Source organism: Cryptosporangium sp. NPDC051539 (assembly GCF_044454545.1).
GTDB lineage: Bacteria > Actinomycetota > Actinomycetes > Mycobacteriales > Cryptosporangiaceae > Cryptosporangium.
On record NZ_JBITDV010000012.1, the window covers coordinates 218134 to 240711 of the forward strand.

Genomic DNA, 22578 nt, shown 5'->3' on the forward strand with positions numbered 1-22578 from the left:
TCCCTTGAGCACCGAAGCTTTCGTGTACGACGCGATCCGCACACCCCGCGGGCGTGGCAAGAAGACCGGGTCGCTGCATTCGGTGAAGCCGGTATCGCTGGTCACCGGCCTGATCGACGCGGTCAGGGCCCGTAACCCCGAGTTGGATCCGGCCGGCGTCGACGACGTCGTGCTCGGCGTGGTGAGCCCGGTCGGCGAGCAGGGCGCCGACATCGCGAAGACCGCGGCGATCGCCGCCGGGCTGCCGGACACGGTGTCCGGCGTCCAGCTCAACCGGTTCTGCGCCTCCGGACTGGAAGCGGTGAACATCGCCGCGCAGAAGGTGCGCTCGGGCTGGGAAGACCTGGTGTTCGCCGGGGGCGTCGAGGCGATGTCGCGGGTGCCGATGGGCTCGGACGGCGGAGCCTGGGCGCAGGACCCGGAGACCGCGTACTCCACCATGTTCGTGCCCCAGGGCATCGGCGCCGACCTGATCGCGACGCTGCACGGCTGGTCACGCGCCGACGTGGACGGCTACGCGGCCCGCTCGCAGGCCCGGGCGGCCAAGGCGTGGGCGAACGGGTACTTCGCGCGCTCGATCGTGCCGGTCACCGATCTCAACGGGGACGTCGTCCTCGATCAGGACGAGCACGTGCGGCCGGGTACCACGGCCGAGTCGCTGGCCGGGCTGCCGGCGTCCTTCGCCGGCATCGGTGACCAGGGCGGATTCGACGCGGTCGCGCTCGACCGCTACCACTGGGTCGAGAGCATCAACCACGTCCACACGGCCGGCAACTCGTCCGGGATCGTGGACGGGGCCGCGCTGGTGGTGATCGGCAGCGAGGAGGCCGGTCGGAACCACGGGCTCACCCCGCGCGCGCGGATCGTGTCGACGGCTGTCTCCGGCGCCGACCCGCTGATCATGCTCACCGGTCCGGCCCCGGCGACGAGGAAGGCGCTGGCGAAGGCCGGGCTGACCGTCGACGACATCGCGGTGGTCGAGATGAACGAGGCGTTCGCGGCGGTGGTGCTGCGGTTCATGGCCGACACCGGATTCTCCGAGGACATCGTGAACGTCAACGGTGGTGCGATCGCGATGGGCCACCCGCTCGGCGCCACCGGCGCGATGCTGCTCGGCACGGTGATCGACGAGTTGGAACGCCGCGACGAGCGGTACGGACTGGTGACGCTCTGCGTCGGTGGCGGAATGGGTATCGCGACGGTGGTGGAGAAGCTGTGAGCATTCACTGGGACCGCTCCGAGGACGGCGTCGTCACGCTGACGATGGACAAGCCGAACTCGTCCGCGAACACGATGGACGCCGCGTTCCAGGCGGCGTTCGGCGAGACCGTCGACCGGCTCGTGCGCGAGAAGGATTCGCTGAAGGGCGTCATCATCACCAGCGCGAAGAAGACGTTCTTCGCCGGTGGTGACCTCGACGAGCTGATCCGGGCGCGCCCGGAGAACCGGGCTCAGCTGCTGACCACGGTCACCGACATCAAGCGTCGCCTCCGCACGATCGAGACGCTGGGTGTGCCGGTGGTGGCGGCGATCAACGGCGCCGCGCTCGGTGGTGGGCTCGAGATCGCGCTCGCGGCGCACCACCGGGTGGCCCTCGACACGCCGTCGACGAAGCTCGGGTTCCCCGAGGTGACGCTCGGGCTGCTGCCCGGTGCCGGGGGCGTCGTGCGAACGGTGCGGTTGCTGGGGCTGTTCACCGGGCTGCTGGAGCTGCTGCTCCAGGGCCAGCAGCTGCGGCCGCCGGCCGCGCAGAAGCTCGGGCTGGTGCACGAGGTGGTGAGCGATCCGGCCGACCTGCTGCCCGCCGCGAAGCGCTTCGTCGACGCGAACCCGCAGGCCGTGCAGCCCTACGACACCAAGGGCTACAAGGTGCCCGGTGGCCTGCCGACCTCGCCGTCACTGGCCGGGCTGCTGCCCGTGCTGCCCGCGAACCTGCACAAGCAGCTCAAGGGCGCGCACCTGCCGGCGCCCCACCACATCCTGTGTGCCGCGGTCGAGGGTCTGCTGGTCGACATCGACACCGCGTTCGTGATCGAGGGAAGGTACTTCGCCGACCTGGCGACCGGTCAGACGTCGAAGAACATGATCCAGGCGTTCTGGTTCGACCTGAACCGGATCAACGGCGGCGGCAGCAGGCCCGCCGACGTGCCCGCGTTCACACCACGCAAGGTCGGGGTGCTCGGCGCCGGAATGATGGGCGCCGGGATCGCCTACGTCACGGCCAGGGCCGGTATCGACGTCGTCTTGAAGGACGTGTCGGCGGAAGCGGCCGAACGGGGCAAGGCGTACTCGCAGAAGATCCTCGACAAGCAGGTCGACCGCGGCCGCAGCACGCCGGAGAAGCGAGACGCGCTCCTCGGGCGGATCCACGCCACCGCCGACGCCGCCGACCTCGCGGGCTGCGACTTCGTCATCGAGGCGGTGTTCGAGGACGTGGCGCTGAAACACCGTGTGCTGGCCGAGGCCGCGGCGGCCGCGCCCGACGCGCTGATCACGTCGAACACCTCGACGTTGCCGATCACCGGTCTGCAGGAGGGATCGGGACTGTCCGATCTGGTCGGTGTGCACTTCTTCTCGCCGGTCGACAAGATGCCGCTCATCGAGTTGATCGTCGGCGCCCGGACCTCGCCCGAGGCCGTGGCGAAGGCGTACGACTACACCCGGGCGATCGGCAAGACGCCGATCGTCGTCACGGACAGCCGAGGGTTCTTCACCAGCCGGGTGTTCGGGACGATGGTCATGGAGGGCGCGGCGCTGCTGGCCGAGGGGCTGCCGGCGATGAGCGTCGAGCGGGCGGCGCTGCAGTCCGGGTTCCCGGCCGGGCCGCTGACGCTGCTCGACGAGGTGACGCTCACGTTGCCGCTGAAGATCGAGGAGCAGGGCGGCTCGGCTGCGGCCCACCCGGGGCTGGCGGTGCTGCGGACGCTCGTCCGCGACCACGGACGCACTGGAAAGGCCGCCAGGAAGGGCTTCTTCGACTGGGAGCCGTCGAAGCAGGTGTGGCCGGGGCTGGCGGACGTGTTCCCGCCGAACGTGGATGGGCTGGCCCCCGGAAGCGGCCCGGGCATCCGGTTCCAGGAGGCGAAGGACCGGCTGCTGTTCATCATGGCGGTCGAGACCGCGCGCTGCTTCGAAGAAGGCGTGCTGACCTCGGTCGCGGACGCGAACATCGGCTCGATCATGGGCATCGGGTTCCCACCCGGCTTGGGTGGCGTCGCACAGTTCGTCGACCAGTACGGCGTGGAAGCGTTCGTGGGCCGGGCGGATGAACTCGCCGACAAGTTCGGCGAGCGTTTCCGGCCGCCCGCGCTGCTGCGCGACCGCGCCGTCGCCGCCGGCTCGCTGCGGGCCGCGCTGGAGTGACGCCTAGCGGGGGTGCGGGCGCGCGCCCGCACCCCCACCAGGCGCACCGACCTTCATCGTCGAGTCGGAGATGAGGAGGGCGGGATGCGTGCCGGGAGACAGCCAGCCCGAGAGGGAGGGCCCGCGTGCCGCGACGGTCACCCGGCCGAGGCGGGCCCGGCCGTACAGGCCGATCCAGGCGCTGCGCGGCACCCCGTCGAAGGGCTGCACCACCCGCAGGCCGCCCGCGATCGGAATCCGCGGGGTGGACGCACGGGCCGACGCCGCGACGTCCCAGCCGTCGCCGCGGACCGCTATCGACGACGCGCCCCAGGTGAACGAAGCGAGCGTCTTCGGCAGTGCCCAGTTCGCCCGGCCGCCGTGCACCGACGCCACCGAGTCGACCGCGATGAACGGGACGTGCAGCGGCGGGACCGGCCACTGCCGGAGCAGCACCGGGCTGGCGAAGATCTCGGAGTACGGCCCGACCGGCGTCGAGCGGTACCGCACGAACGCCGCCAGCGTCACCGGGATGACCCGGCCGCGCAGCTCCGCCGGCAGCACGGACGCGGCCGAAGGAGTGGCCCGGTGCCACCAGAACGCGGCGTCGATGCGGGTGGTCCACGGCGCCGGGGCCGAGCTCTCGGGCAGGACGACGTCCGAGGCCAGCAGCGACTCCGGAACGCCCGGGATCTCCAGCAGGCTCACGGCTCGCTCACCTCGATCGTCGGGAACAGCAGCGCCGCCGGGGCGTGCGCCGGTACGGCCGGATTCGCCGGCGCCACCGCGGCCACCCGCCGGTAGGGCGCCCCGGGCTCGGGCCGCGGATCGGCCTCCCCGCGGTTGGGCCAGAACGACGCCGCCCGCTCGGCCAGCGCGGTGATCGTCAGCGCCGGGTTCACGCCCAGGTTGGCCGAGACCGTCGAGCCGTCCACGATCGACAGGCCGGGGTACCCGTGGACGCGGTGGTACGGGTCGATCACGCCGTCGTGTTCCGAGGCGCCGATGCCGCATCCGCCGATGAAGTGCGCGGTCATCGGGACGTTCGCGAGGTCGGCGAACGACCCGCCCGGATCCCCGTCGACCTCGCGGGCCAGCCGGCGCACCACGTCGTGGCCGACCGGGATCCAGCGCGGCGGCGGCCCACCCGGGCCGGGGCGGGTGCGTAGGCGCTGCCCGCCGAAGGGCCCGCGGCGGCCCGACACCACCAGTGAGTCGTCGTGCTCCTGCATGACCAGCGCGATCACGGTCTTCTCCGACCAGTGCCGCACCGAGAGACTGCGGAGCAACGCGCCCGGGTGGCGGGCGGCCACGCCGAGCGCGCGCAGCCAGCGGGGGCCCCGCCCGCCGTCCACGAGCAGCGTCTGCAGCAGCCCGATGACGTTGCTGCCCGGCCCGTACCGGACCGGCTCGACGTGGGTCACCGGGTCGGGGTTGAAGGAGGCGGTGATCGCCACACCGCGCGAGTAGTCGGTCCCGCGGTGACGGGAGGTGGCGGCCAGCACCGCTTCGGAGTTCGTCCGGGTCCGGTGCCCGAGGCGTCCGGAGAGGCCGGGAAGCACCCCGCGGTCCTTCATCGCGTGCAGCAGACGCTGGGTGCCGTAGGTACCGGCGGCGAGCACGACGTGGTCGGCGGTGAACGTCCGCTTCCCGGAACGGCGGCCGCTGCGGGCCGTCTCGACCGTCCAGCCCGGACGGATCGAGCGCACGGTGGTCAGCGGGTGCACGTCCGCGCCGGCCTGCTCGGCCAGGTACAGGTAGTTCTGCGTCAGCGTGTTCTTGGCGCCGACGCGGCACCCGGTCATGCACGATCCGCACTCGGTACAGGCCACGCGCGTAGGACCGGCGCCACCGAAGAACGGGTCCGGAATTGCTCCCTTTCCCGGGCCGAAGAACACCCCGACCGGCGTCGGGCGCCAGGTGTCACCGGCCCCGACCTGGTCCGCGACGCGTCGCATCACCACGTCGGCCGGGGTCACCGACGGGTTCAGCGTGACGCCGAGCATCCGCCTGGCCTGCTCGTAGTGCGGCGCCAGCTCGGCCGCCCAGTCGGTGAGACCGGCCCACTGCGGATCCTCGAAAAACGCGGCCCCGGGCCGGTACAGCGTGTTCGCGTAGTTGAGCGACCCACCGCCCACTCCGGCCCCGGCCATCACCAGGACGTCCGGCAGCAGATGGATCCGCTGCAGGCCGTAGCACCCGATCTGCGGAGCCCACAGGTACCGCCGCAGGTCCCAGGAGGTCTTCGGGTACGAAGCCTCGTCGAACCGCCGCCCGGCCTCCAGGACCCCGACCCGGTAGCCCTTCTCGACCAGCCGCAGCGCGGTGACGCTGCCGCCGAACCCGCTGCCCACCACCAGGACGTCATAGTGCATGTGCCGGCGCCTTCAAGTGGTAGCTGTCCAGGTCGAACCGACGGGTCTTCTGCCGGTAGCGCCAGGTGAACGTCGGCCACATCACGCTGTTGCGGCCGTTGCGGTCGAGGTACCAGCTGGCGCAGCCACCGGTGTTCCAGACCGAGTGCGCGAGCTGCCGCTGCATCGCCTCGACGCCGGCCGACTCCACCGCCGAGCGCACCTCCACCGAGGCCAGCCGGCCCCGGTCGAGCGTCCGGACCGCGTCGACGACGTACCGGGCCTGCGACTCGAGCATGTAGATGATCGAGCTGTGCCCGAGGTTCGTGTTCGGGCCGTACATCAGGAACAGGTTCGGGAAACCGTGGGTGGTCAGCCCCAGGTGCGCGTGCGGGCTCCCGTTCCACGTCTCGGCCAGCGTCGAACCGGTGCGACCGGTCAGCAGCCGGGCCACCGGCGGCTCGGTCGGGGTGAACCCGGTGCCGAAGATCAGCACGTCGAGCCCGTGCTCGCGGCCGGTCGCGTCGACCACGCCCTCCGGCGTCACCGCGGCCGCCGCCGACGTCACCAGTTCGACGTTGCTCCGCTGCAGCGCCGGGAACCAGTCGTCGGACAGCAGCGCGCGCTTGCACCCGATCTGGAACGGCGGGCGCAGCTTCTCGCGCAGCTCCGGGTCGGGCACCTGACGCTTGAGATGTGCCTCGGCGACGGCCTGGAACGCCGGCAGCGCGCGCGGGAGGTGGGCCATCCCGATGACCAGGCTCTCCCGGTACAGGTACGTCGTACCGCGGGTGATCTTCTGGGTGATCGGCCAGCGCCGATACAGCGCCCGCTCACTGGCCACGTACGGACGGTCGCCCCGGGGGAGGACCCAGCCCGGCGTCCGCTGGAACACGGTCAGGTGTCCGGCGTCGGCCGCGATCGCGGGCACGAACTGCACCGCGGACGCGCCGGTGCCTACGACCCCGATCCGCTTTCCCGCGAGCGGGACCGAGTGGTCCCAGCGGGCGGAGTGGAACGCCCGGCCGAAGAACGAGCCCAGGCCCGGGAGGTCGGGCATCCGCGGCGCCGACAGCGCCCCGGTCGCGGCGACCAGCACTTTCGCGCGGACGACGCCGAGCGAGGTCTCGGCGACCCAGTGGGTGCCGTCCCAGGTGGCCCCGCGCAGCTCGCAGCCGAAGCGGACGTGGTCGATCAGCCCGGTCTCCCGGGTCGTCCGGACCAGGTAGTTCAGAATGTCGGGCTGCCGTCCGTACGACCGCGGCCAATCCGGATTCGGCGCGAACGAGAACGAGTACAGCACCGACTGCACGTCGCAGGCGCACTCCGGATAGGTGTTGTCGCGCCAGGTGCCGCCGACCTCGTCGGCCTTCTCGATGATCAGCAGATCGCCGGCGGACCGGTAACCGGCGTCGCGGAGGTGCGCGGCGACCGCGAGCCCTCCACAGCCGGCGCCGACGACCAGGACCCGTACCTCGGCGGGGAGCTCGTCGGGCACGTTTCACCTCCGGCAGTGGAAGCTGGACCAAGAAAGATGCAGTCCTGACGGTATGTATGTTGGCCGCACGCCGGGCCCGTGTCTATAGCCCCTGCCAGATGTCATGGGGATGAGCGCAGGACCGGAGATACCGTGACCGGCATGACCACCGCCACCGACACCCACCTCGGCACGTCCGGGGCCGGGGGCGAGCCGACGGAGGGCGACCCCCTGTTGCCGGGCCCGCCGCGGATGGCCCGGTTCGGGTGGCTGTTCGGCGGGATCTGGCTGTTCTATCTGATCGAACCGGCGCAGATCGCCTGGGGACAGCACAACGTCGTCCTGCGCGTGCTCGGTATCCTCGCCCTGGCCGCGTTCGCGATCTGGTACGTGCTGATCTTCACGTTCGTCCGGTCGGCGCGCTTCCGGTTCTGGGAAGACCCGACCGTTCGCGGCTGGGGCGCGATCGGCATCCTGGTGCTGCTCGCGGCGCTGACCGTGCCCGCGTCCGGTGTCGACGGCCTGGCGACGTTCGTCTACATCAGCGCCGCCGCGATGATGGTCCTGCCGCTCAAGTATGCGTTCGGCGTCGCCGGGGCATTGCTCGTCGTCGCGCTCGGGCTGGACCTGTTCGTCCCCGCGTACGAGACCGGAGCCGGACTGATCTTCGGCGTCGTGGTGTCCGGGCTGGCGATCTGGGGCGTCCGGCAGATGATCGCGCGCAACGTCAGCCTGCTGGAGGCGCAGCAGACCGTCGCCCAGCTCGCGGTGGCCGAGGAGCGGGCCCGGACGGCTCGCGATCTGCACGACATCCTCGGTCACTCGCTGACCGTCATCACGGTGAAGGCCGAACTCGCCGGTCGGCTGATCCGCGTCGATCCCGAGCGCGCCGAGCGGGAGGTCGCCGACCTCGAGCGGCTCTCCCGCGAGGCGCTGGCCGACGTCCGGCGGACGGTCAGCGGGTACCGGGCGGTGACGCTCGCCGGAGAGATCGTGAGCGCGCGTGTGGCTCTGGACGCCGCGGCGATCGACGCGCAGTTGCCGAACGCGCTCGACGAGGTGCCGGGGGAGCGCCGGGAGCTGTTCGGCTGGGTCGTGCGGGAGGGCGTCACGAACGTGATCCGCCACGCGGCGGCCCGCACATGCGCCGTCCGGGTCCGACGCAACAGCGTCGAGGTCGCGGACGACGGTCGCGGGCCGGGCTGGGACGCGGCCGTCGAGGGGGCCGGGCCGGGGCCGGGTGCCCTGCCCGGCAACGGTCTCACCGGGCTTCGGGAGCGGGTGGAGGCGGCCGGGGGGACCCTCACGGTCGGGCGGTCGGACCTGGGTGGTTTTCTGCTCCGCGTGACCTTGGACGGAGCCCGATGACGGTCCGGCTGCTGCTCGCCGACGACCAAGCCCTCGTCCGCGGTGCGCTGGCCGCGCTGCTCGATCTGGAGCCCGACCTCGAGGTCGTCGCCGAGGTGGGGCGGGGTGACGAGGTCGCGGACGCGGCACGGAAGGCCGAGCCCGACGTCGCGCTGCTCGACGTCGAGATGCCGGGCCTGGACGGGATCGCGGCCACGAAGGCGCTCCGGGAGGCCGTGCCGGGCTGCAAGGTGCTGATCGTCACGACGTTCGGCCGTCCGGGGTACTTGCGGCGGGCCATGGAGGCCGGCGCCAGCGGTTTCGTCGTGAAGGACACCCCGGCGAAACAGCTGGCCGACGCGGTGCGCCGAGTGAACGGCGGCCTGCGGGTCGTCGACCCCACGCTCGCCGCCGAAGCGCTCGGCGCCGGCGCGAGCCCGCTCACCGATCGGGAGACCGATGTGTTGCGCGCGGCCCGCGCCGGCGGCACGGTGGCCGACCTGGCGAAGGAACTGCACCTCTCGGAGGGGACGGTCCGCAATCACCTGTCCGCCGCGATCGGCAAGACCGGGGCCCGCACCCGGGCCGAGGCCGTCCGCCTGGCCGACCAGAACGGCTGGCTCCTCCGCTAATCGGTCGCGATCGCGCGGAGTACGTCGAGCCGGGCGGCGGTCCGGGTGGGACGCGCGCCGGCCAGCAGGCCGGCCAGAGCGCCACCCAGGATGATGACGGTCAGCGGCAGGGCCGGCACCGAGAAACTCGACCCGGCCACCCGGACCAGCGCCCACCCCAGTGCCGTGCCGAGCGCGGCTCCGAGCACCGTGCCGAACAGCGCGATCAGCACCGACTCCCACCGCACCAGCGATCGGACCTGCCGCCGGGTCGCGCCGACCGCCCGCAGCAGCCCGAGCTCCCTGGTCCGCTCGTGCACTCCCAGCGACAGCGTGTTCGCGATCCCCAGCAGCGCGGTGATCACCGCGATCGCGAGCAGGAGGTAGACCAGGTTGAGGAGCTGGCCGATCATCTCGGCGCTCGCACCGGCCAGTTCGTCCGCGTCCGACAGCGTCGGGCTCCCGAACGGACGCAGCGCCGCGGTCAGCGCCGCGCGCCCTTCGGCCGGCGAGACCCCGTTCGCCAGTCCGACGTAGACGCTCTGCTCCACCGCCTGCGACGTGTGCGGCGCCCAGTCCCGGGTGCTGATCAGCATCGGCCCGACCAGCGGGTTCTCGCCGTACACGGTCGCGACGACCACCGTGGCGCGACTTCCGTCCGGGTACTGCACCGGCAGTTCGTCCCCGAGCGAGTGCCCGGAGTCCGCCGAGACCGCCACCTGGCCCGGCCTCAGCGAGGAAACGCCGGCTCCCGTCACGTCCGTGAACGAGACCAGGCGAGCCAGCGACGGCGGGTCGGCGACGCTGACCCGGGTGCTTTCGCCTCCGACGAGGGCCTGGCCGGTGCCGACCGCGGCGACGGTACCGACGTCGGGCAGGCGCGCGAGCGTCGGTGCGATGTCCGCCGACAGCGAGCCGTTCCCGAAGCGCTGGCCGCTGCTGATCGCGAAGTCGCCGCGGAACGCGGTCGCGACGTCCGACGTGGACGAGGCCTTCAGCGAACCGGCCGCGACCGTGAACAGCGCGACGACGCCGACGCCGATCAGTAGTGCGGCGGCCGCACCCGCGGTCCGGCGCGGGTTGCGGCGGGTGTTGCCGCGGGCCAGCCGGGCCGTCACACCCCGCAGCGGGATCGCGGCCAGCGGCTCGACCAGCAGCGGAGCGAGTGCGAGCAGGCCGGCCACGACCAGCACGGCTCCGATCCCGACCACCAGGACCGCCGAACCGGCGCCGGCCGCGACGAGACCGGCGAGCGCCAGGCCGGCGCCCAGTCCGGATCGGACGCGCGAGATCCGGGGTGACTCGGCGGCGGCTTCCCGCAACGCCTCGATCGGCGCGACCCGGGAGGCCCGGATCGCCGGGGTGAGCGCGGCGACGACCGTGGCGACGATGCCCACCGGCAGGCAGATCGCGACCGTGGACAGCGGGAACACCAGCCCGTCGACCGGCGCGGCGAACCCGAGCGCCGCGAACGCGGCCTTGAGTACCGCGGCCAGCCCGTACCCGGCCGCGATTCCGGCGCCCGACGCCGCGATTCCCACGGCCAGCGCCTCGACCAGAACGCCGGCCAGCACCTGACGCCTGGTCGCGCCGACCGCCCGCAGCAGCGCGGTCTCCCGGGTCCGCTGGGCGACCAGGATCGCGAACGTGTTGTGGATGCTCAGCACCGCGACCAGCAGCGCCACCCCGGCGAACGCGCCGAGCAGCGCGCGCAGGAACGTGAGGAACCCGGCCTCGATCGCGGACGTGGTCTCGTCGGTGGCCGCGTCACCGGTGATCGCCTCGACACCGGTCGGCAGGGCTTTCGCGATCCGGGCGGCCAGTTCGGTGCGGGAGACGCCGTCGTCGGCGCGGACCTGGATGCTGGCCAGCTCGTCCCGTCCGGCGGCCAGGTAGGTCCTCGCGTCCGTCGCGGTCAGGCCGACGTAGGACGTGGCCCCGAACCCGCCGGAGTCGCCGAACGTCACGATGCCGACGACCCGGACCGGCTCCGGGTCCGGGGTGAGCAGCGTCGTGCGGTCGCCGACGTGCAGGTCGCCGGCCTCGGCGGTCGACCGGTTGACGACGACGTCGCCGGCGGCCGCCGGGGCCCGGCCCTCCACCACCCGGTAGGGGTTGAGCTCGCGGTCGGTCACCCAGCTCGAGGCCAGCCGCGGGCCGTTCACCGCGATCGCGGTCCCGTCCCGGCCCAGCAACTGGCCGAAGCCCTCGACGACCGGCTCGGCGACCGCGACACCGTCCACGTTCTCGACGGTCCGCAGCAGCGAGCCGTCGATCGGCGCGCGGGCCGGGTTCGGGGTGTCGGCGAGCGGGGTGCCGCTGCGGACGACGACGTCGATCCCGGCGTTCGCCTTGCTGAAGAACCCGTCGATCGCGCTGGTCATCGTCGCGGTCATCGTCAGCGTCGCGGCCAGGAAGGCCACGCCCAGCAGCACCGCGACGAACGTGCCGGCCAGCCGGCGGCGCCGGGCACGCAGCCCGGAGAGCAGGACGCGGACCATCACCGCACCGCCCCGCCCCGGACCGCCGCTCCGCGTCCGCGGTCCATCCGTTCCCGCACGCCCTCGGCCGTCGGCGCGTCGAGCCGGTCGACCACGCGCCCGTCCGCGAGCAACACGACCGCGTCCGCGTAGCCGGCGGCGATCGGGTCGTGGGTGACCATCACGACGGTCTGGCGGAACTCGTCGACCGCGTGCCGCAGGAAGCCGAGCAGTTCGGCCCCCGCGGCCGAGTCGAGGTTGCCGGTCGGCTCGTCCGCGAACACGACGTCCGGCCGGGTCGAGAGCGCGCGGGCCACCGCGACCCGCTGCTGCTGACCGCCGGACAGCTCGGACGGCCGGTGGCTCAGCCGGCCGACCAGCCCGACCGTGGTCGTGACCAGGTCGAGCCAGTCCTCGTCGGGTTCGACGCCCGCCAGCGCCAGCGGCAGCGAGATGTTTTCGGCCGCGGTCAGCGTCGGGAGCAGGTTGAACGACTGGAAGACGAACCCGACGCGTTCCCGGCGGAGCTTCGTCAGTGCGGTGTCCGACAGCGTCGAGAGGTCGGTGTCGCCCAGGAACACCTGCCCGGACGTCAGCGGATCGAGCCCGGCCAAGCAGTGCATCAGCGTCGACTTGCCCGAGCCGGACGGGCCCATGATCGCGGTGAACTGCCCGCTCGGGAACGCGATCGTCACGTCGTCGAGCGCGGTGACCGCGGTCTCGCCGCGGCCGTAGGTCTTCGTGGCCCGTTCGGCGCGGGCTGCTGCGTCTGTAGTCATGGGCTCAGGTTCGCGGTGGCGAGCGGCCCGGTCGTCCGCGCTGATACGGGGCTCGGACTACGTCAGCCTGCGTACCCGGACGCGGTTCGTACGTCGGACGAGGCAGGCGCGGACGGGCTCCCGGGCGGACGCGTCCGCCGGCCGCGGGCCCGACGATCGACAGCATGAAACTCCACCCGAGAGCGCGGAAGATCGTGCTGATCGCGCACGTCACGACCTCGGTCGGCTGGTTCGGGGCGGACGCGGTGCTGCTGGTGCTCGGAATCGCCGGTCTCACCGGAGCGGTCGGCGGACCCGCCACCGTCTACCCGGTCGCGGGCCTGATCGGTACCGTGCTGATCGCCCCACTCACGGTCGCCGCCCTGGTCACCGGAGTCGTGTTCAGCGTCGGCACGAAGTGGGGGCTGGTCCGGTACTGGTGGGTGGCGGTGAAGCTCGTGGTGACGGTTCTGATGAACGGCCTCGTACTGTTCCTGCTCACGCCCGGCCGGCGGGCCGCCCGGCCGGTCCCCGGCGCGGCATGACCCGCCGGGCCGCGCTGTTCGACGCAGCGCTCGCGGTCGGCCTGACCGTCGCGAGCGTGGCGGTCGCCGGCCCCACGCACACCGTGCAGTCGGCCGCGGAGCGGGTCGACGCCCCCGGCTACGCGCTGATCGTGGTCGCCGGGCTGGCCGTGGCGCTGCGGCGGCGGTTCCCGACCGTGGTGCTGGCGGTCACGACGATCGCGGTGGCGGCGTTCCTCGGCCTCGGTTATCCCTACGGGCCCGTGCTGCTCTCGGTCGCGATCTCCGTCTACACGGTCGTGCTGCGGTACCCGGTGCGCCGTGCGGTCGTGACCGCTGCCGTCGCGATGCTGGCGCTGCTGTCCCACCTGGTGTTCGACGGCTCGCTGCTGCCCGGCCTGGTGCCCGGGTCGGCCTGGATCATCGTGCCGTTCGCGCTGGGCACGGCCGTGAAGTACAACCGGCAGGCGACGATCCGGGAGCGCGCCGCCGAGGCCCGCCGGGCTGCCGACGACGAGCGGCTGCGGGTCGCCCAGGAGGTGCACGACGTCGTCGGGCACGGGCTCGCCGCGATCACCATGCAGGCCGATATCGCGCTGCACCTGCTGCCGACGAGGCCGTCGCACGCCGAGGTGGCACTCACCGCGATCAGCGAGACGAGCCGCGAGGCGCTCGACGAGCTGCGGTCGACGCTGGCGGTGCTGCGGGAGAACGCCGATCGCCTGCCCACGCCCGGCCTGGCCCGCCTCGACGCGCTGACCGAGCGGATCGCCGCGAGCGGAACGGCAGTGTCCCGCACCGTCACCGGGGTGCCCCGCCCGCTGCCGCCGGCCGCGGACCTGGTCGTGTACCGGGTCGTGCAGGAGTCGCTGACGAACGTGCTGCGGCACGCCGGTCCGGCCACCGCGACGGTCTCGGTCGACTACCGTGCCGACTCGGTGTGGATCGAGGTGACCGACACCGGCGCCGGCGGGCCGTTCGCCGAGGGCCACGGGATCGCCGGGATGCGGGAGCGGGTGACGTCGATGGGCGGATCGTTCTCGGCCGCGAGCGGCCCGACCGGCTTCCGGGTCACCGCGGAGATCCCCGGGTGACGATCCGCGTGCTGCTCGCCGACGACCAGGCGCTGGTGCGCCTGGGGCTGCGGGCGCTGCTGGAGAACGAGCCCGGCATCGAGGTGGTCGGTGACGTCGGTGACGGGCTGGCCGCCGTCTCGGCCGCGCTGCGCACCCGTCCGGACGTGATCCTGATGGACGTCCGGATGCCCGGCATCGACGGGATCGAGGCCAGCCGCCGGATCGTCGGTGCGCTCGCCGAGACCCGGATCATCGTGCTGACGACGTTCGAGATCGACGAGTACATCTTCGACGCGCTGCGGGTCGGCGCCTCGGGTTTCCTGCTCAAGGACACCCGCCCGGCCGAGCTGCTGGACGCGATCCGCCAGGTCGTCGCCGGGGGCGCGCTGCTCTCGCCTTCGGTGACCCGCCGGGTCGTGAAGACGTTCGTGGATCAGCCGGCCCGGGTGGCGAAACCGCACCCGCGCTGGTCGAGCTTGACCGAGCGCGAGCAGGAGATCTCTGGCCTGGTGTCCGAGGGCCTCTCCAACGACGAGATCGCCGACCGCCTGGTGATCAGCCCCGCGACCGTGCGCACCCACGTGGGCCGGGCGATGGTGAAGCTCGGAGCCCGCGACCGCGCCCAGCTCGTCGTATTCGCGATCCAGTCAGGCGCCTAGCTCGCTGATGTCGGGGTTCTCCAGGACGTGTTTTTCCGGCTGGGACCGGGCGACCGCGAGCATGGCGCGGCCGAGTTTTTCGGTCGTCGTGGCGTACCCGGGTGCGAAGCGGACAAGCAGGGTCGTCAGCGGGCCCGTCACCGTGTAGGCCCAGCGGTAGACGCGGCTCTTCGGCCCCTCGCCGTGCATCGGCCGGATGAAGCCGGGCCGGAACATGTAGGCGTGGAACGGCAGCGCCAGCAGGTCGTCCTCGGTCTTGCCCTTGACCTTGGCCCACATCGACCGGCCCTGCGTGGTGGTGCCCTGGCCGGAGACGTACGTGAACGTCATCCCTGGGTTCTTCGCGGCGAGCAGCCGGGCAGCCGAGAGCGTCAGGTCGTAGGTGATCCGCCGGTAGTCGGCTTCGCTCATGCCGACCGACGAGACACCGAGACAGAAGAAGCAGGCGTCGAAGCCGGCCAGTTCGTCGGCGATCGGGCTCAGGTCGGCGAGGTCGGGCAGCACCCGCTCGCGGAGCTTCCCTTCGTCCAGCTGCAGGGACGCCCGCTGCAGTGAGGACCGGCCGACGGCGAGCACCTCGGTCACGTCCGGGGCCAGCAGGCACTCGCGCAGGACGCCCTGGCCGACCATTCCGGTCGCCCCGAACAGGATCACCTTCATGCCGCGGAACCTACTCGGGGCGGGCGGTGATGCTGGTCACGGGGTCTGCGCAAAGCGTCCGCAAATAAGCAAAAACGGCGGCGGGGGGGGGCCCCGGGGGGGCCCCCCCCCCCCCCGGGGGGGGGGGGGGGGCCCCGGGGGGGCCCCCCCCCCCCGCCGGGAGTTCGGGGTGTGAACCGGGGCGTCAGCCGCGGCCGGTCGGACGACGGCGCTGTGCCCGGACGCGGACCGGGCGGGCCGCGCGCCGCGCCTTGTCTGCCGCCCAGGAGAGCGCGAGGGCGCCGCCGGCCAGGGTCATCACAGCGATCGCGAAGGGTGCGACTGGGTCCATTCGATGATCCTCGGGCGAGTCGGGACAGGCTGTCGAGTCAACGTGGCTGCTCCGCCGCGCGTTCCCGGAAGGGTTACGCGCTGTTCACGAGGCTACCGCGCAAACAGGTGCTTCGCCGAGCCTCAGCAGCATCTGCCCGGTGAAGGCACCCGTTGAATGACACGGATTCAGCCGTCCGGAGGTTCGACATCGGCACTTGCTCAGGATGCCTGTCGGCCGCAAACCGTGCTCCCTGAGCTGCTGTGATCTATCTCAGGCGGCCACCGCGGCGGCGCGCAGGGAGCGGGCGGCGATCGCGAGGACCAGCCGGCGCGGGCTGAATCGGTTGACGAACGGCAGCAGGGCGTTCTGCAGGCCCGGCACCACGACCGGCCGGTTCTTCTCGAGCCCGCGGAGGGCCACCTCGACGACCTTCTCCGGCGGGAGCTTGGTGCCGACCTGGGCCGCGTCGGTGCCGACCACGTCGAAGAACTTCGTCGCGACCGGGCCAGGGGCCAGGGTGGTGACCCGGACGCCCAGCCCGCGGTACTCCTCCCACAGCGCGTTGCCGAAGGAGAGCACGAACGACTTCGCGGCACCGTAGACCGACATGTACGGCGTCGGCTGGAAGGCGCTGATCGAGGCGACGTTCAGCACGCCACCGTGGCGGCGCTCGGCCATCCCGGGGAGGTAGGCGTGGGTGAGCCCGACCACCGTGCTCACGTCCAGCGCGATCTCCCGCTGGGCGCGCTCCGGGTCCATCTGGTCGAACCGGCCGGCGCTGGCGAACCCGGCGTTGTTGACCAGCAGGTCGATCCGCAGCCCGAGCCGGTCGGTCTCGGCCCGGACGGCTTCCGCGGCGCCGGGAACGCTCAGGTCCTGCGTGATGACGTCGGCCCGGATGCCGTGGGTGGCCCGGAGGCGTTCGGCGAGCGCGGTCATCGGGCCCGTCGAACGGGCCACCAGGACGACGTTCGCGCCGCGGGCGGCGAGCGCTTCGGCGAACGCGACGCCCAGGCCGCTGGAGGCTCCGGTGACGAGGGCGGTGTTTCCGTGGAAGTTCATTTCTTCTCCTGATCGTCAGCTTCACTGATGATCACCGTAGCGGACGCTCAGCGATTCCGCGAGTAGGGTGGTGGAGTGCACACGCAACAGACCTCCCTCGACGACAGCGTCGGGTTCGTTCTGGCCGAGCTCGGCAAGGTTGCGCTGGCCCGCGGCGACCAGGTCCTGGCGTCGCTCGGTTTCACCGCCAGGCACCTCCGGATCCTCGAGATGGCCTCGGCCGAGCAGCAGTCCCAGCAGCAGCTCTCCGCCCGGGCGGGCGTCGACCGGACGACGATGGTCGCGCTGGTCGACGACTTCGAGCGGCTCGGCCTGGCCGAGCGCCGCAAGGACGCGGCCGATCGCCGCCGGTACGTCGTCGGGCTCACCGCGAAGGGCCGGGAGGCGCTCGACGCCGGTCGGGCCGCGATCGCAGCGGCCGAGGACGAGATGTTCGGCCCGCTGACCCTCGAGGAGCGGGAGCAGCTCCGCGACCTGGCTCACAGAGTTCTCCGCCAGAGCGGCACTATCGTCTGCTGATGGCTTCTGGGCAGGTTGGCTGCACGGTCGACGACGGGGTGGCCACCGTCGTACTCGACAACCCGGCCAAGCGGAACGCGATGACCACCGACATGTGGACCGCGATCCCACCGTTGCTGGATTCGCTCGCGGTCGACCCCGGCGTGCGGGTGGTGGTGGTCACCGGCGCCGGTGACGTGTTCAGCGCCGGCGCCGACATCTCGACGCTCACCGGGCTGGTGCCGGGAGTGCCCTCGCCGGCCGCGGTGGCCGAGGACGCGCTGGCGGCGTTCGGGAAACCGGTCGTGGCCGCGATCCGGGGCTGGTGCGTCGGCGGTGGGTGCCAGGTCTCGGTCGCCTGTGACCTGCGGATCGCCGAGGAGGGTGCCCGGTTCGGCATCACGCCGGCGAAGATCGGCGTCGTCTACCCGGCGGCCACGACCGCCCGGCTGGTCGATCTGGTCGGGCCGTCGACCGCGAAGTTCCTGCTCTACACCGGCGACTTCATCGGCGCCGAGCGGGCCTTGCGGGTCGGGCTGATCGACGAACTGGTGCCGGTCGGGGCACTGGACGCCCGCGTCGCCGAGCTGGCGCGGACGCTGGTGAGCCGGTCGCAGCTGACCCAGTACGCCGCGAAGGACCTGATCAGCGCAGCGACGACCGAGCGTCAGACGCGGTGGGAGGAGGCCGGCCGGGCCGAGCTGGCCGAGGGCGTCGCCGCGTTCACCGAACGCCGCGAGCCGAAGTTCCCGTGGCGGCCGTAGTGGACCGGCCCTACGTGATCGTCTCGGCGGCGATGTCGGTCGACGGGTACCTGGACGACACCTCGCCGCAACGGCTGCTGCTGTCCAACGAGGCCGACTTCGACCGCGTGGACGAAGTCCGGGCCGGGTGCGACGCGATCCTGGTCGGTGCGGAGACGGTTCGCCGGGACGATCCGCGGCTGCTGGTGCGGTCGGCGGCCCGGCGGGAGGCACGGGCGGCCGCGGGATTGACGCCGTCGCCGCTGCGGGTGGTGCTGAGCCGGAGCGGTGACCTCGACCCTGGTGCGGCGGTGTTCGGGCCGGGTGCGCAGACCGTGGTGCACCGAGGGCTGCCGGACGTGCTCGACTCGCTCGCGGGCCGTCGTCTGCTGGTCGAGGGAGGCAGCAGCGTCCAGGCGCAGTTCCTCAGCTCGGGTCTGGTGGACGAGCTGCACCTCGCGATCGCGCCGTTCTTCGTGGGTGAGCCGGCCGCACCGCGGTTCGCCGGTGCCGGCCGGTATCCCGACCGGATGCGGCTGGCCGAGACCCGGGTGATGGGTGACGTCGTGCTGCTCCGCTACCTGCTGGGGCCGCCGGATGGACGGTGATCCGACCGAGGCGGATCTGCACTGGTTGCGGCAGGCGATCGAGCTCTCCCGCCGCTGCCCGCCGTCGGACACCGCGTTCTCGGTCGGGGCGCTGGTCGTCGACGAGGACGGGACCGTGCTCTCGGACGGCTGGTCCCGCCGTGACGACCCGCACGAGCACGCCGAAGAGGCGGCGCTCGCGGGCCTGACCGGCGCGCATCCCGGCGCCACCGTCTACAGCTCGCTCGAACCGTGCTCGGCGCGGGCGTCGCGGCCGCTGACCTGCACCGGCCTGATCCTGGATTCGGGGCTGCGGCGGGTGGTGTTCGCGTGGCGGGAACCGGCGATCTTCGTCGACTGCGACGGCGCCGAGCAGCTCCGGGAAGCCGGCCTGACCGTGATCGAGGTCCCGTCGCTCGCCCCACTCGTCCGCAAAGTGAACGCCCACCTGCCGTCGACCGACTCCGCGGTGACCCGCGATCGTCAGGGCGTGACGGTGTCGTACGGCAGCGTGAACCAGACGGTCGTGCCGCCGCCCGGGGTGTCGGTCAGGCCGATCTCGCCGCCGTGACTGCTGACGATCCGCTTGCAGGTCGCCAGCCCGATGCCGTTGCCGGCTATCTCCCGGGCCGACTCGTCGTGCACGCGGCTGAGGAGCGCGAACGCCTGTTCGCGCCGATCCGGCGGGATCCCGATGCCGTTGTCGGCGACGCGGAGCAGCCAGTGGTCGCTCTGCGGTGCCGCGCTCACGCTGATCTGCGGCGGCCGGTGCAGCCGGCGGAACTTCAGCGCGTTGCTGACCAGGTTCTGCAGCACCGCGCGGATCTGCACCCGGTCGGCGCGGACGGTCGGCAGCACGCCGTCGACCTCGATCGCGCCGCCCATCGCCGCGATCGCGGCGCTCAGGTCGTCGGTGAGGTCGGCCATCACCTCGGCCAGATCGACACGCTGGAAGTTCAGCGAGCCGCCGACGCTGGCGTAGTCGAGCAGGTTGCCGATCATGTCGCTCATCCGCTGGCTGGCCGCCAGCGCGCGCTGGGTGCACCAACTCGCCTCGGGCTCGGCCGCGACCACGCCGACCTCGGTCAGGTTGTGCAGATACCCCACGACGCTGGCCAGCGGGTTCTTCAAGTCGTGGCTGACCTGGCCGGCGAACGCGGCCAGGTGCTCGTTGGAGCGGACCAGCTCCTCGCGGGTCCGCTCGAGGCGCACGACCGCGTCGTGCAGCTCGAAGCTCTGCCTCCGGAGCTCGAGGACGTCGACGACCTGGTGGGCGAGGAGTTCGAGCTGCTCCCGCTGCGCGTCGGTGATCTCGCGGACTTCCTCGTCGAACACGCAGAGGGTCCCCAGGACGTCGCCGCGCGGGGTGATCAGCCGGGTGGACGAGTAGAACCGGACGTCGCCGATCACACCGGTGACGAACGGGTTGTTCGCCCACCGTTCGTCGGTCCGGGCGTCCGGCAGGTAGACCGGCTCGGGCAACGTCATCGAGATCGCGCACATCGAGTCTTCGCGGTCACACACCGCCTGGGTGAACCCGTGCGCCGCGACCTGGTACTGGTGCGTGTCGTCGATCAGGTTGACCACGGCCTTGGGCACGCCGCAGATGTGCGCCGCGATGCTCGCGATGGCCTCCAGATCGGGCTCGGGAGGCTCGCCGATGACCGCGTACGGCGCCAGCATCCGCGTCCGCGTGCGCAGCGGGCTGATCGTCACGCGATCTCATCGGCCCGCCGGCCGGTTTTCTGAGAAATGCCGAGAAGGGGAAGTGACAGTAGTGGGTCGATGTGGCAACTCCGTGGGTACGTGTCGTGGCGCTTCGCTACTCTCGCTGGCATGAAGTTACGGCTGGGCGCGGCTGAGTCCGCGCGATCGTGACCGCCGTCGACGTCACCACCGATCCAGGTCAGGGCGCGGGGGACGACCGTCGACGGGCGTTCGCCACGAACTGGGCCTGGGCGCTGCGTCGTGGCCAGACCCCGCCGCTGACCGCGGAGGAGACCGAACTCCGGCTGGTGAGCGCGACCGACCGGCTGATCGAGGCCGTGCGCAGCGAGCCGTTCGACCCGTCGCCCGCCGCGACGGTGGGGTCCGCCCTGGTGGGCACCGGCTTCGGCGAACCGATCGCGCTCGGCGAGAGCATCCGGCTGATCGCCACCGACTTCCCCGCGGTGCTGGACGCGGAGCCGGGCCGGTCGCCGTCCGACCTCCCGGTGCGGTTGGCCGTGGTCTCGGCCGAATTCGCGACCGGCTTCGCCTCGGCGAACCGTGACCTGGCCGGCGACGAGCACGAGGCACTGCGGAAAGCGGCGCTGACCGCCCGGTCCGACGCGCAGCGGGCCCTGCGTGCCAGCGAGGCCCGCTTCCGGGCGGTCGTCGGTGCCGCCCCGGTGGGCCTCGGCCTGGCGACGCCCGACGGCTACCTCACCGACGTCAACGACGCGCTCGCGAACCTGCTGGGGCTGTCGGTCAGCGCGCTGGTCGGACGACAGCTGATCGAGTTCCTGGTCCCCGAGCACCGGGCCGGTCTGGAAGCGGCCTACAACCGTCTGCGCAGCAGCGAGGTGCCGCGCGTCCAGCTCGAGCGGCGGCTGGCCCGGCCCGGCGGCGAGGAGACCTGGCTCTCGCTCCGGCTGAGCCTGGTCGCCGACGAGTCCGGGATCCCGCGCTGGCTCACCGCGCTGGTGGAGGACGTCACCGAGCAGCGGGCGACGCGCCTGGCGCTGCAGCACGACTCCGCCCACGACCGGCTCACCGGCCTGGCCAATCGCGCCGCGTTCGTCGAGCGGCTGACCGCGATCGTCCGCGACCGGGGCGGCATCGAACGGGTGGGGATCTGCTACCTCGACGTCGACGGATTCAAGGTTTTCAACGACAGCCTCGGCCATCCGGCCGGCAACGAGCTGCTGGTGGCGTTCGCGGAACGCCTCCGGACGGTCGCCGACGGCGCGGTCGCGGGCGACGCGCTGGTCGCCCGGTTGGGCGACGACGAGTTCGGCGTCCTGCTCACCGACACGACCGGGGTGGCGGACGTCGAGCGGGTGGCGGCCGAGATCACCCGCGCGCTCACCGTGCCGTTCACGGTCGGTGAGAGCAGGCTCACACTCTCGGCCGGCATCGGGATCGTCGAGCACGCCGCGGCCGACGCGGACGCCGCCGACCTGATCCGGGCGGCCGAGCTGACGATGTACCGGGCCAAGGCCGAGGGCCGGGGGAGCCGGGCGGTGTACGACCCGCACCGCAACGAGCAGCAGATTGCCCGCTACGCGCTGTCCACCTCGATGCCCGACGCGCTCGAGCGGGACGAGTTCGTGGTGGAGTTCCAGCCGCTGGTCGGGCTGGCCGACGGCACCGTGCGGGGCGCCGAGGCGCTGGTGCGCTGGCGCCACCCCGAGCTCGGGCTGCTGTCGCCGAAGCGGTTCGTCGGGTTGGCCGAGGAGACCGGGGCCATCGTCCCGATCGGCCGTCGGGTGCTGCAACTGGCCTGCCGCCAGGCCGCCCGCTGGCCGACGCAGTACGTCAGCGTCAACCTGTCGGTGAGCCAGTTCCGCGATCCGGACCTGGTCGACGACGTGGTGCGAGTGCTGGAAGACACCGGACTCGGCCCGCGACGGCTGCAGCTCGAGCTCGCCGCCAGCACGGTCTCGGCCGGGAACACCGCACCGCTCCAGCGGCTGTCGGCGCTGGGCGTCCGGCTGGCGGTGGACGACGTGGGTGCGGGCTGGCGCAACCTGAGCCTGCTCCGTGAGCTGCCGATCGACGTCCTCAAGCTCTCCGGCGGCCTGGTGCAGCGTCTGACCGGGGCCGAGCGGTCGGCCGCCGAAGACCAGATCCTCGAGTCGCTGGTCGCGCTCGGGCGCGCGCTCGACCTGCAGGTGGTCGCCGAGGGCATCGAGACCGCCGAGCAGCGGGCCCGGCTGCGCGAGCTGGGCTGCGACACCGGCCAGGGCTGGTACTTCGCCCCCGCCCTGGGGCCGGACGACTTCATCCGATATCTTCCGGGTTCTCCGGCCGTCGTCACGGGGTGAAGCCGTCCGTTTCCCTCGCGGCCAACCTCCGTTAACGTTGCAGGTACCGGCAGAGGCAT

20 protein-coding genes and 1 pseudogene are annotated in these 22578 nt (G+C 72.4%); 12 read left to right on the forward strand and 9 right to left on the reverse strand.

All coding sequences use genetic code 11. The features are described 5' to 3' along the window. Positions 1 to 4: 4 nt before the first annotated feature. A complete protein-coding gene (locus ACIBZJ_RS33090; protein WP_395936699.1) occupies positions 5 to 1219 on the forward strand; it encodes an acetyl-CoA C-acetyltransferase in 1215 nt (404 codons plus the stop codon). Continuing rightward, positions 1216 to 3363, forward strand: a complete 2148-nt coding sequence (locus tag ACIBZJ_RS33095; RefSeq protein ID WP_395936701.1) for a 3-hydroxyacyl-CoA dehydrogenase NAD-binding domain-containing protein — start codon at positions 1216 to 1218, stop codon at positions 3361 to 3363. The genes ACIBZJ_RS33090 and ACIBZJ_RS33095 overlap by 4 nt, the downstream gene beginning before the upstream one ends. Before the next feature lie 3 nt (positions 3364 to 3366). On the opposite strand, the gene ACIBZJ_RS33100 is transcribed toward ACIBZJ_RS33095, so the two are convergent. From ACIBZJ_RS33100 to ACIBZJ_RS33110, 3 genes are read right to left on the reverse strand one after another with little or no spacing between them, the layout of a single operon-like run. Next, positions 3367 to 4050 (reverse strand): acetoacetate decarboxylase family protein, encoded by a 684-nt coding sequence (locus tag ACIBZJ_RS33100; RefSeq protein WP_395936703.1) that lies wholly within the window; start codon positions 4048 to 4050, stop codon positions 3367 to 3369. Continuing rightward, complete coding sequence (locus ACIBZJ_RS33105; RefSeq protein WP_395936705.1) at positions 4047 to 5717, reverse strand: GMC oxidoreductase; 1671 nt, start codon at positions 5715 to 5717, stop codon at positions 4047 to 4049. Before ACIBZJ_RS33105 ends, ACIBZJ_RS33100 begins: the two co-directional genes overlap by 4 nt. Continuing rightward, complete coding sequence (locus tag ACIBZJ_RS33110) at positions 5707 to 7194, reverse strand: flavin-containing monooxygenase (RefSeq protein ID WP_395936707.1); 1488 nt, start codon at positions 7192 to 7194, stop codon at positions 5707 to 5709. Before ACIBZJ_RS33110 ends, ACIBZJ_RS33105 begins: the two co-directional genes overlap by 11 nt. A gap of 141 nt (positions 7195 to 7335) precedes the next feature. Here ACIBZJ_RS33110 and ACIBZJ_RS33115 point away from each other — a divergent pair, with 141 nt between their 5' ends. Both ACIBZJ_RS33115 and ACIBZJ_RS33120 read left to right on the forward strand, forming a co-directional pair. Then, positions 7336 to 8541 carry a histidine kinase gene (locus ACIBZJ_RS33115; RefSeq protein ID WP_395936709.1) on the forward strand — a complete coding sequence of 402 codons (1206 nt, stop codon included), beginning with the start codon at positions 7336 to 7338 and terminating at the stop codon, positions 8539 to 8541. Next, the gene (locus ACIBZJ_RS33120) at positions 8538 to 9152 is read left to right on the forward strand and encodes a response regulator transcription factor (protein WP_395936711.1); all 615 of its coding nucleotides are present in this window, start codon (positions 8538 to 8540) and stop codon (positions 9150 to 9152) included. The genes ACIBZJ_RS33115 and ACIBZJ_RS33120 overlap by 4 nt, the downstream gene beginning before the upstream one ends. Here ACIBZJ_RS33120 and ACIBZJ_RS33125 read toward each other — a convergent pair. Together ACIBZJ_RS33125 and ACIBZJ_RS33130 are read right to left on the reverse strand one after the other, a co-directional pair. Next, complete coding sequence (locus tag ACIBZJ_RS33125; RefSeq protein WP_395936713.1) at positions 9149 to 11632, reverse strand: FtsX-like permease family protein; 2484 nt, start codon at positions 11630 to 11632, stop codon at positions 9149 to 9151. The two genes, ACIBZJ_RS33120 and ACIBZJ_RS33125, sit on opposite strands and share 4 nt — an antisense overlap. Next, positions 11632 to 12390 (reverse strand): ABC transporter ATP-binding protein, encoded by a 759-nt coding sequence (locus ACIBZJ_RS33130; protein WP_395936715.1) that lies wholly within the window; start codon positions 12388 to 12390, stop codon positions 11632 to 11634. Before ACIBZJ_RS33130 ends, ACIBZJ_RS33125 begins: the two co-directional genes overlap by 1 nt. Positions 12391 to 12554: 164 nt before the next feature. On the opposite strand from ACIBZJ_RS33130, the gene ACIBZJ_RS33135 reads away from it, so the two are divergent. From ACIBZJ_RS33135 to ACIBZJ_RS33145, 3 genes are read left to right on the forward strand one after another with little or no spacing between them, the layout of a single operon-like run. Further along, positions 12555 to 12914, forward strand: a complete 360-nt coding sequence (locus ACIBZJ_RS33135; RefSeq protein ID WP_395936716.1) for a hypothetical protein — start codon at positions 12555 to 12557, stop codon at positions 12912 to 12914. Continuing rightward, a complete protein-coding gene (locus tag ACIBZJ_RS33140; protein WP_395936717.1) occupies positions 12911 to 13987 on the forward strand; it encodes a sensor histidine kinase in 1077 nt (358 codons plus the stop codon). Before ACIBZJ_RS33135 ends, ACIBZJ_RS33140 begins: the two co-directional genes overlap by 4 nt. Further along, a complete protein-coding gene (locus tag ACIBZJ_RS33145; RefSeq protein ID WP_395936719.1) occupies positions 13984 to 14628 on the forward strand; it encodes a response regulator in 645 nt (214 codons plus the stop codon). Before ACIBZJ_RS33140 ends, ACIBZJ_RS33145 begins: the two co-directional genes overlap by 4 nt. Here ACIBZJ_RS33145 and ACIBZJ_RS33150 read toward each other — a convergent pair. From ACIBZJ_RS33150 to ACIBZJ_RS33160, 3 genes are all read right to left on the reverse strand, one after another. Beyond that, positions 14617 to 15288 carry an epimerase gene (locus ACIBZJ_RS33150; protein WP_395936721.1) on the reverse strand — a complete coding sequence of 224 codons (672 nt, stop codon included), beginning with the start codon at positions 15286 to 15288 and terminating at the stop codon, positions 14617 to 14619. The two genes, ACIBZJ_RS33145 and ACIBZJ_RS33150, sit on opposite strands and share 12 nt — an antisense overlap. Before the next feature lie 184 nt (positions 15289 to 15472). After that, a complete protein-coding gene (locus ACIBZJ_RS33155; protein WP_395936723.1) occupies positions 15473 to 15619 on the reverse strand; it encodes a hypothetical protein in 147 nt (48 codons plus the stop codon). Positions 15620 to 15871: 252 nt separating this feature from the next. Beyond that, positions 15872 to 16663 carry an SDR family NAD(P)-dependent oxidoreductase gene (locus tag ACIBZJ_RS33160; RefSeq protein ID WP_395936725.1) on the reverse strand — a complete coding sequence of 264 codons (792 nt, stop codon included), beginning with the start codon at positions 16661 to 16663 and terminating at the stop codon, positions 15872 to 15874. Between the two features lie 75 nt (positions 16664 to 16738). Between ACIBZJ_RS33160 and ACIBZJ_RS33165 the strand changes: the two genes are divergently transcribed. From ACIBZJ_RS33165 to ACIBZJ_RS33180, 4 genes and pseudogenes are all read left to right on the forward strand, one after another. Next, positions 16739 to 17182, forward strand: coding sequence for a MarR family winged helix-turn-helix transcriptional regulator (locus tag ACIBZJ_RS33165; protein ID WP_395936727.1), 444 nt, complete (start codon positions 16739 to 16741; stop codon positions 17180 to 17182). Then, complete coding sequence (locus ACIBZJ_RS33170) at positions 17182 to 17925, forward strand: enoyl-CoA hydratase/isomerase family protein (RefSeq protein WP_395936729.1); 744 nt, start codon at positions 17182 to 17184, stop codon at positions 17923 to 17925. The genes ACIBZJ_RS33165 and ACIBZJ_RS33170 overlap by 1 nt, the downstream gene beginning before the upstream one ends. Before the next feature lie 32 nt (positions 17926 to 17957). After that, positions 17958 to 18512, forward strand: coding sequence for a RibD family protein (locus tag ACIBZJ_RS33175; protein ID WP_395936981.1), 555 nt, complete (start codon positions 17958 to 17960; stop codon positions 18510 to 18512). Further along, positions 18502 to 18942, forward strand: a pseudogene (locus ACIBZJ_RS33180) (dCMP deaminase); the annotation flags it as partial. The gene ACIBZJ_RS33175 and the pseudogene ACIBZJ_RS33180, both read left to right, overlap by 11 nt. Before the next feature lie 32 nt (positions 18943 to 18974). Here the strand turns inward: ACIBZJ_RS33180 and ACIBZJ_RS33185 are convergent. Further along, a complete protein-coding gene (locus ACIBZJ_RS33185; RefSeq protein ID WP_395936731.1) occupies positions 18975 to 20207 on the reverse strand; it encodes an ATP-binding protein in 1233 nt (410 codons plus the stop codon). A 158-nt stretch (positions 20208 to 20365) separates the two neighbouring features. Here ACIBZJ_RS33185 and ACIBZJ_RS33190 point away from each other — a divergent pair, with 158 nt between their 5' ends. Then, complete coding sequence (locus ACIBZJ_RS33190; protein ID WP_395936733.1) at positions 20366 to 22519, forward strand: putative bifunctional diguanylate cyclase/phosphodiesterase; 2154 nt, start codon at positions 20366 to 20368, stop codon at positions 22517 to 22519. The last annotated feature ends 59 nt before the right edge of the window (positions 22520 to 22578 follow it).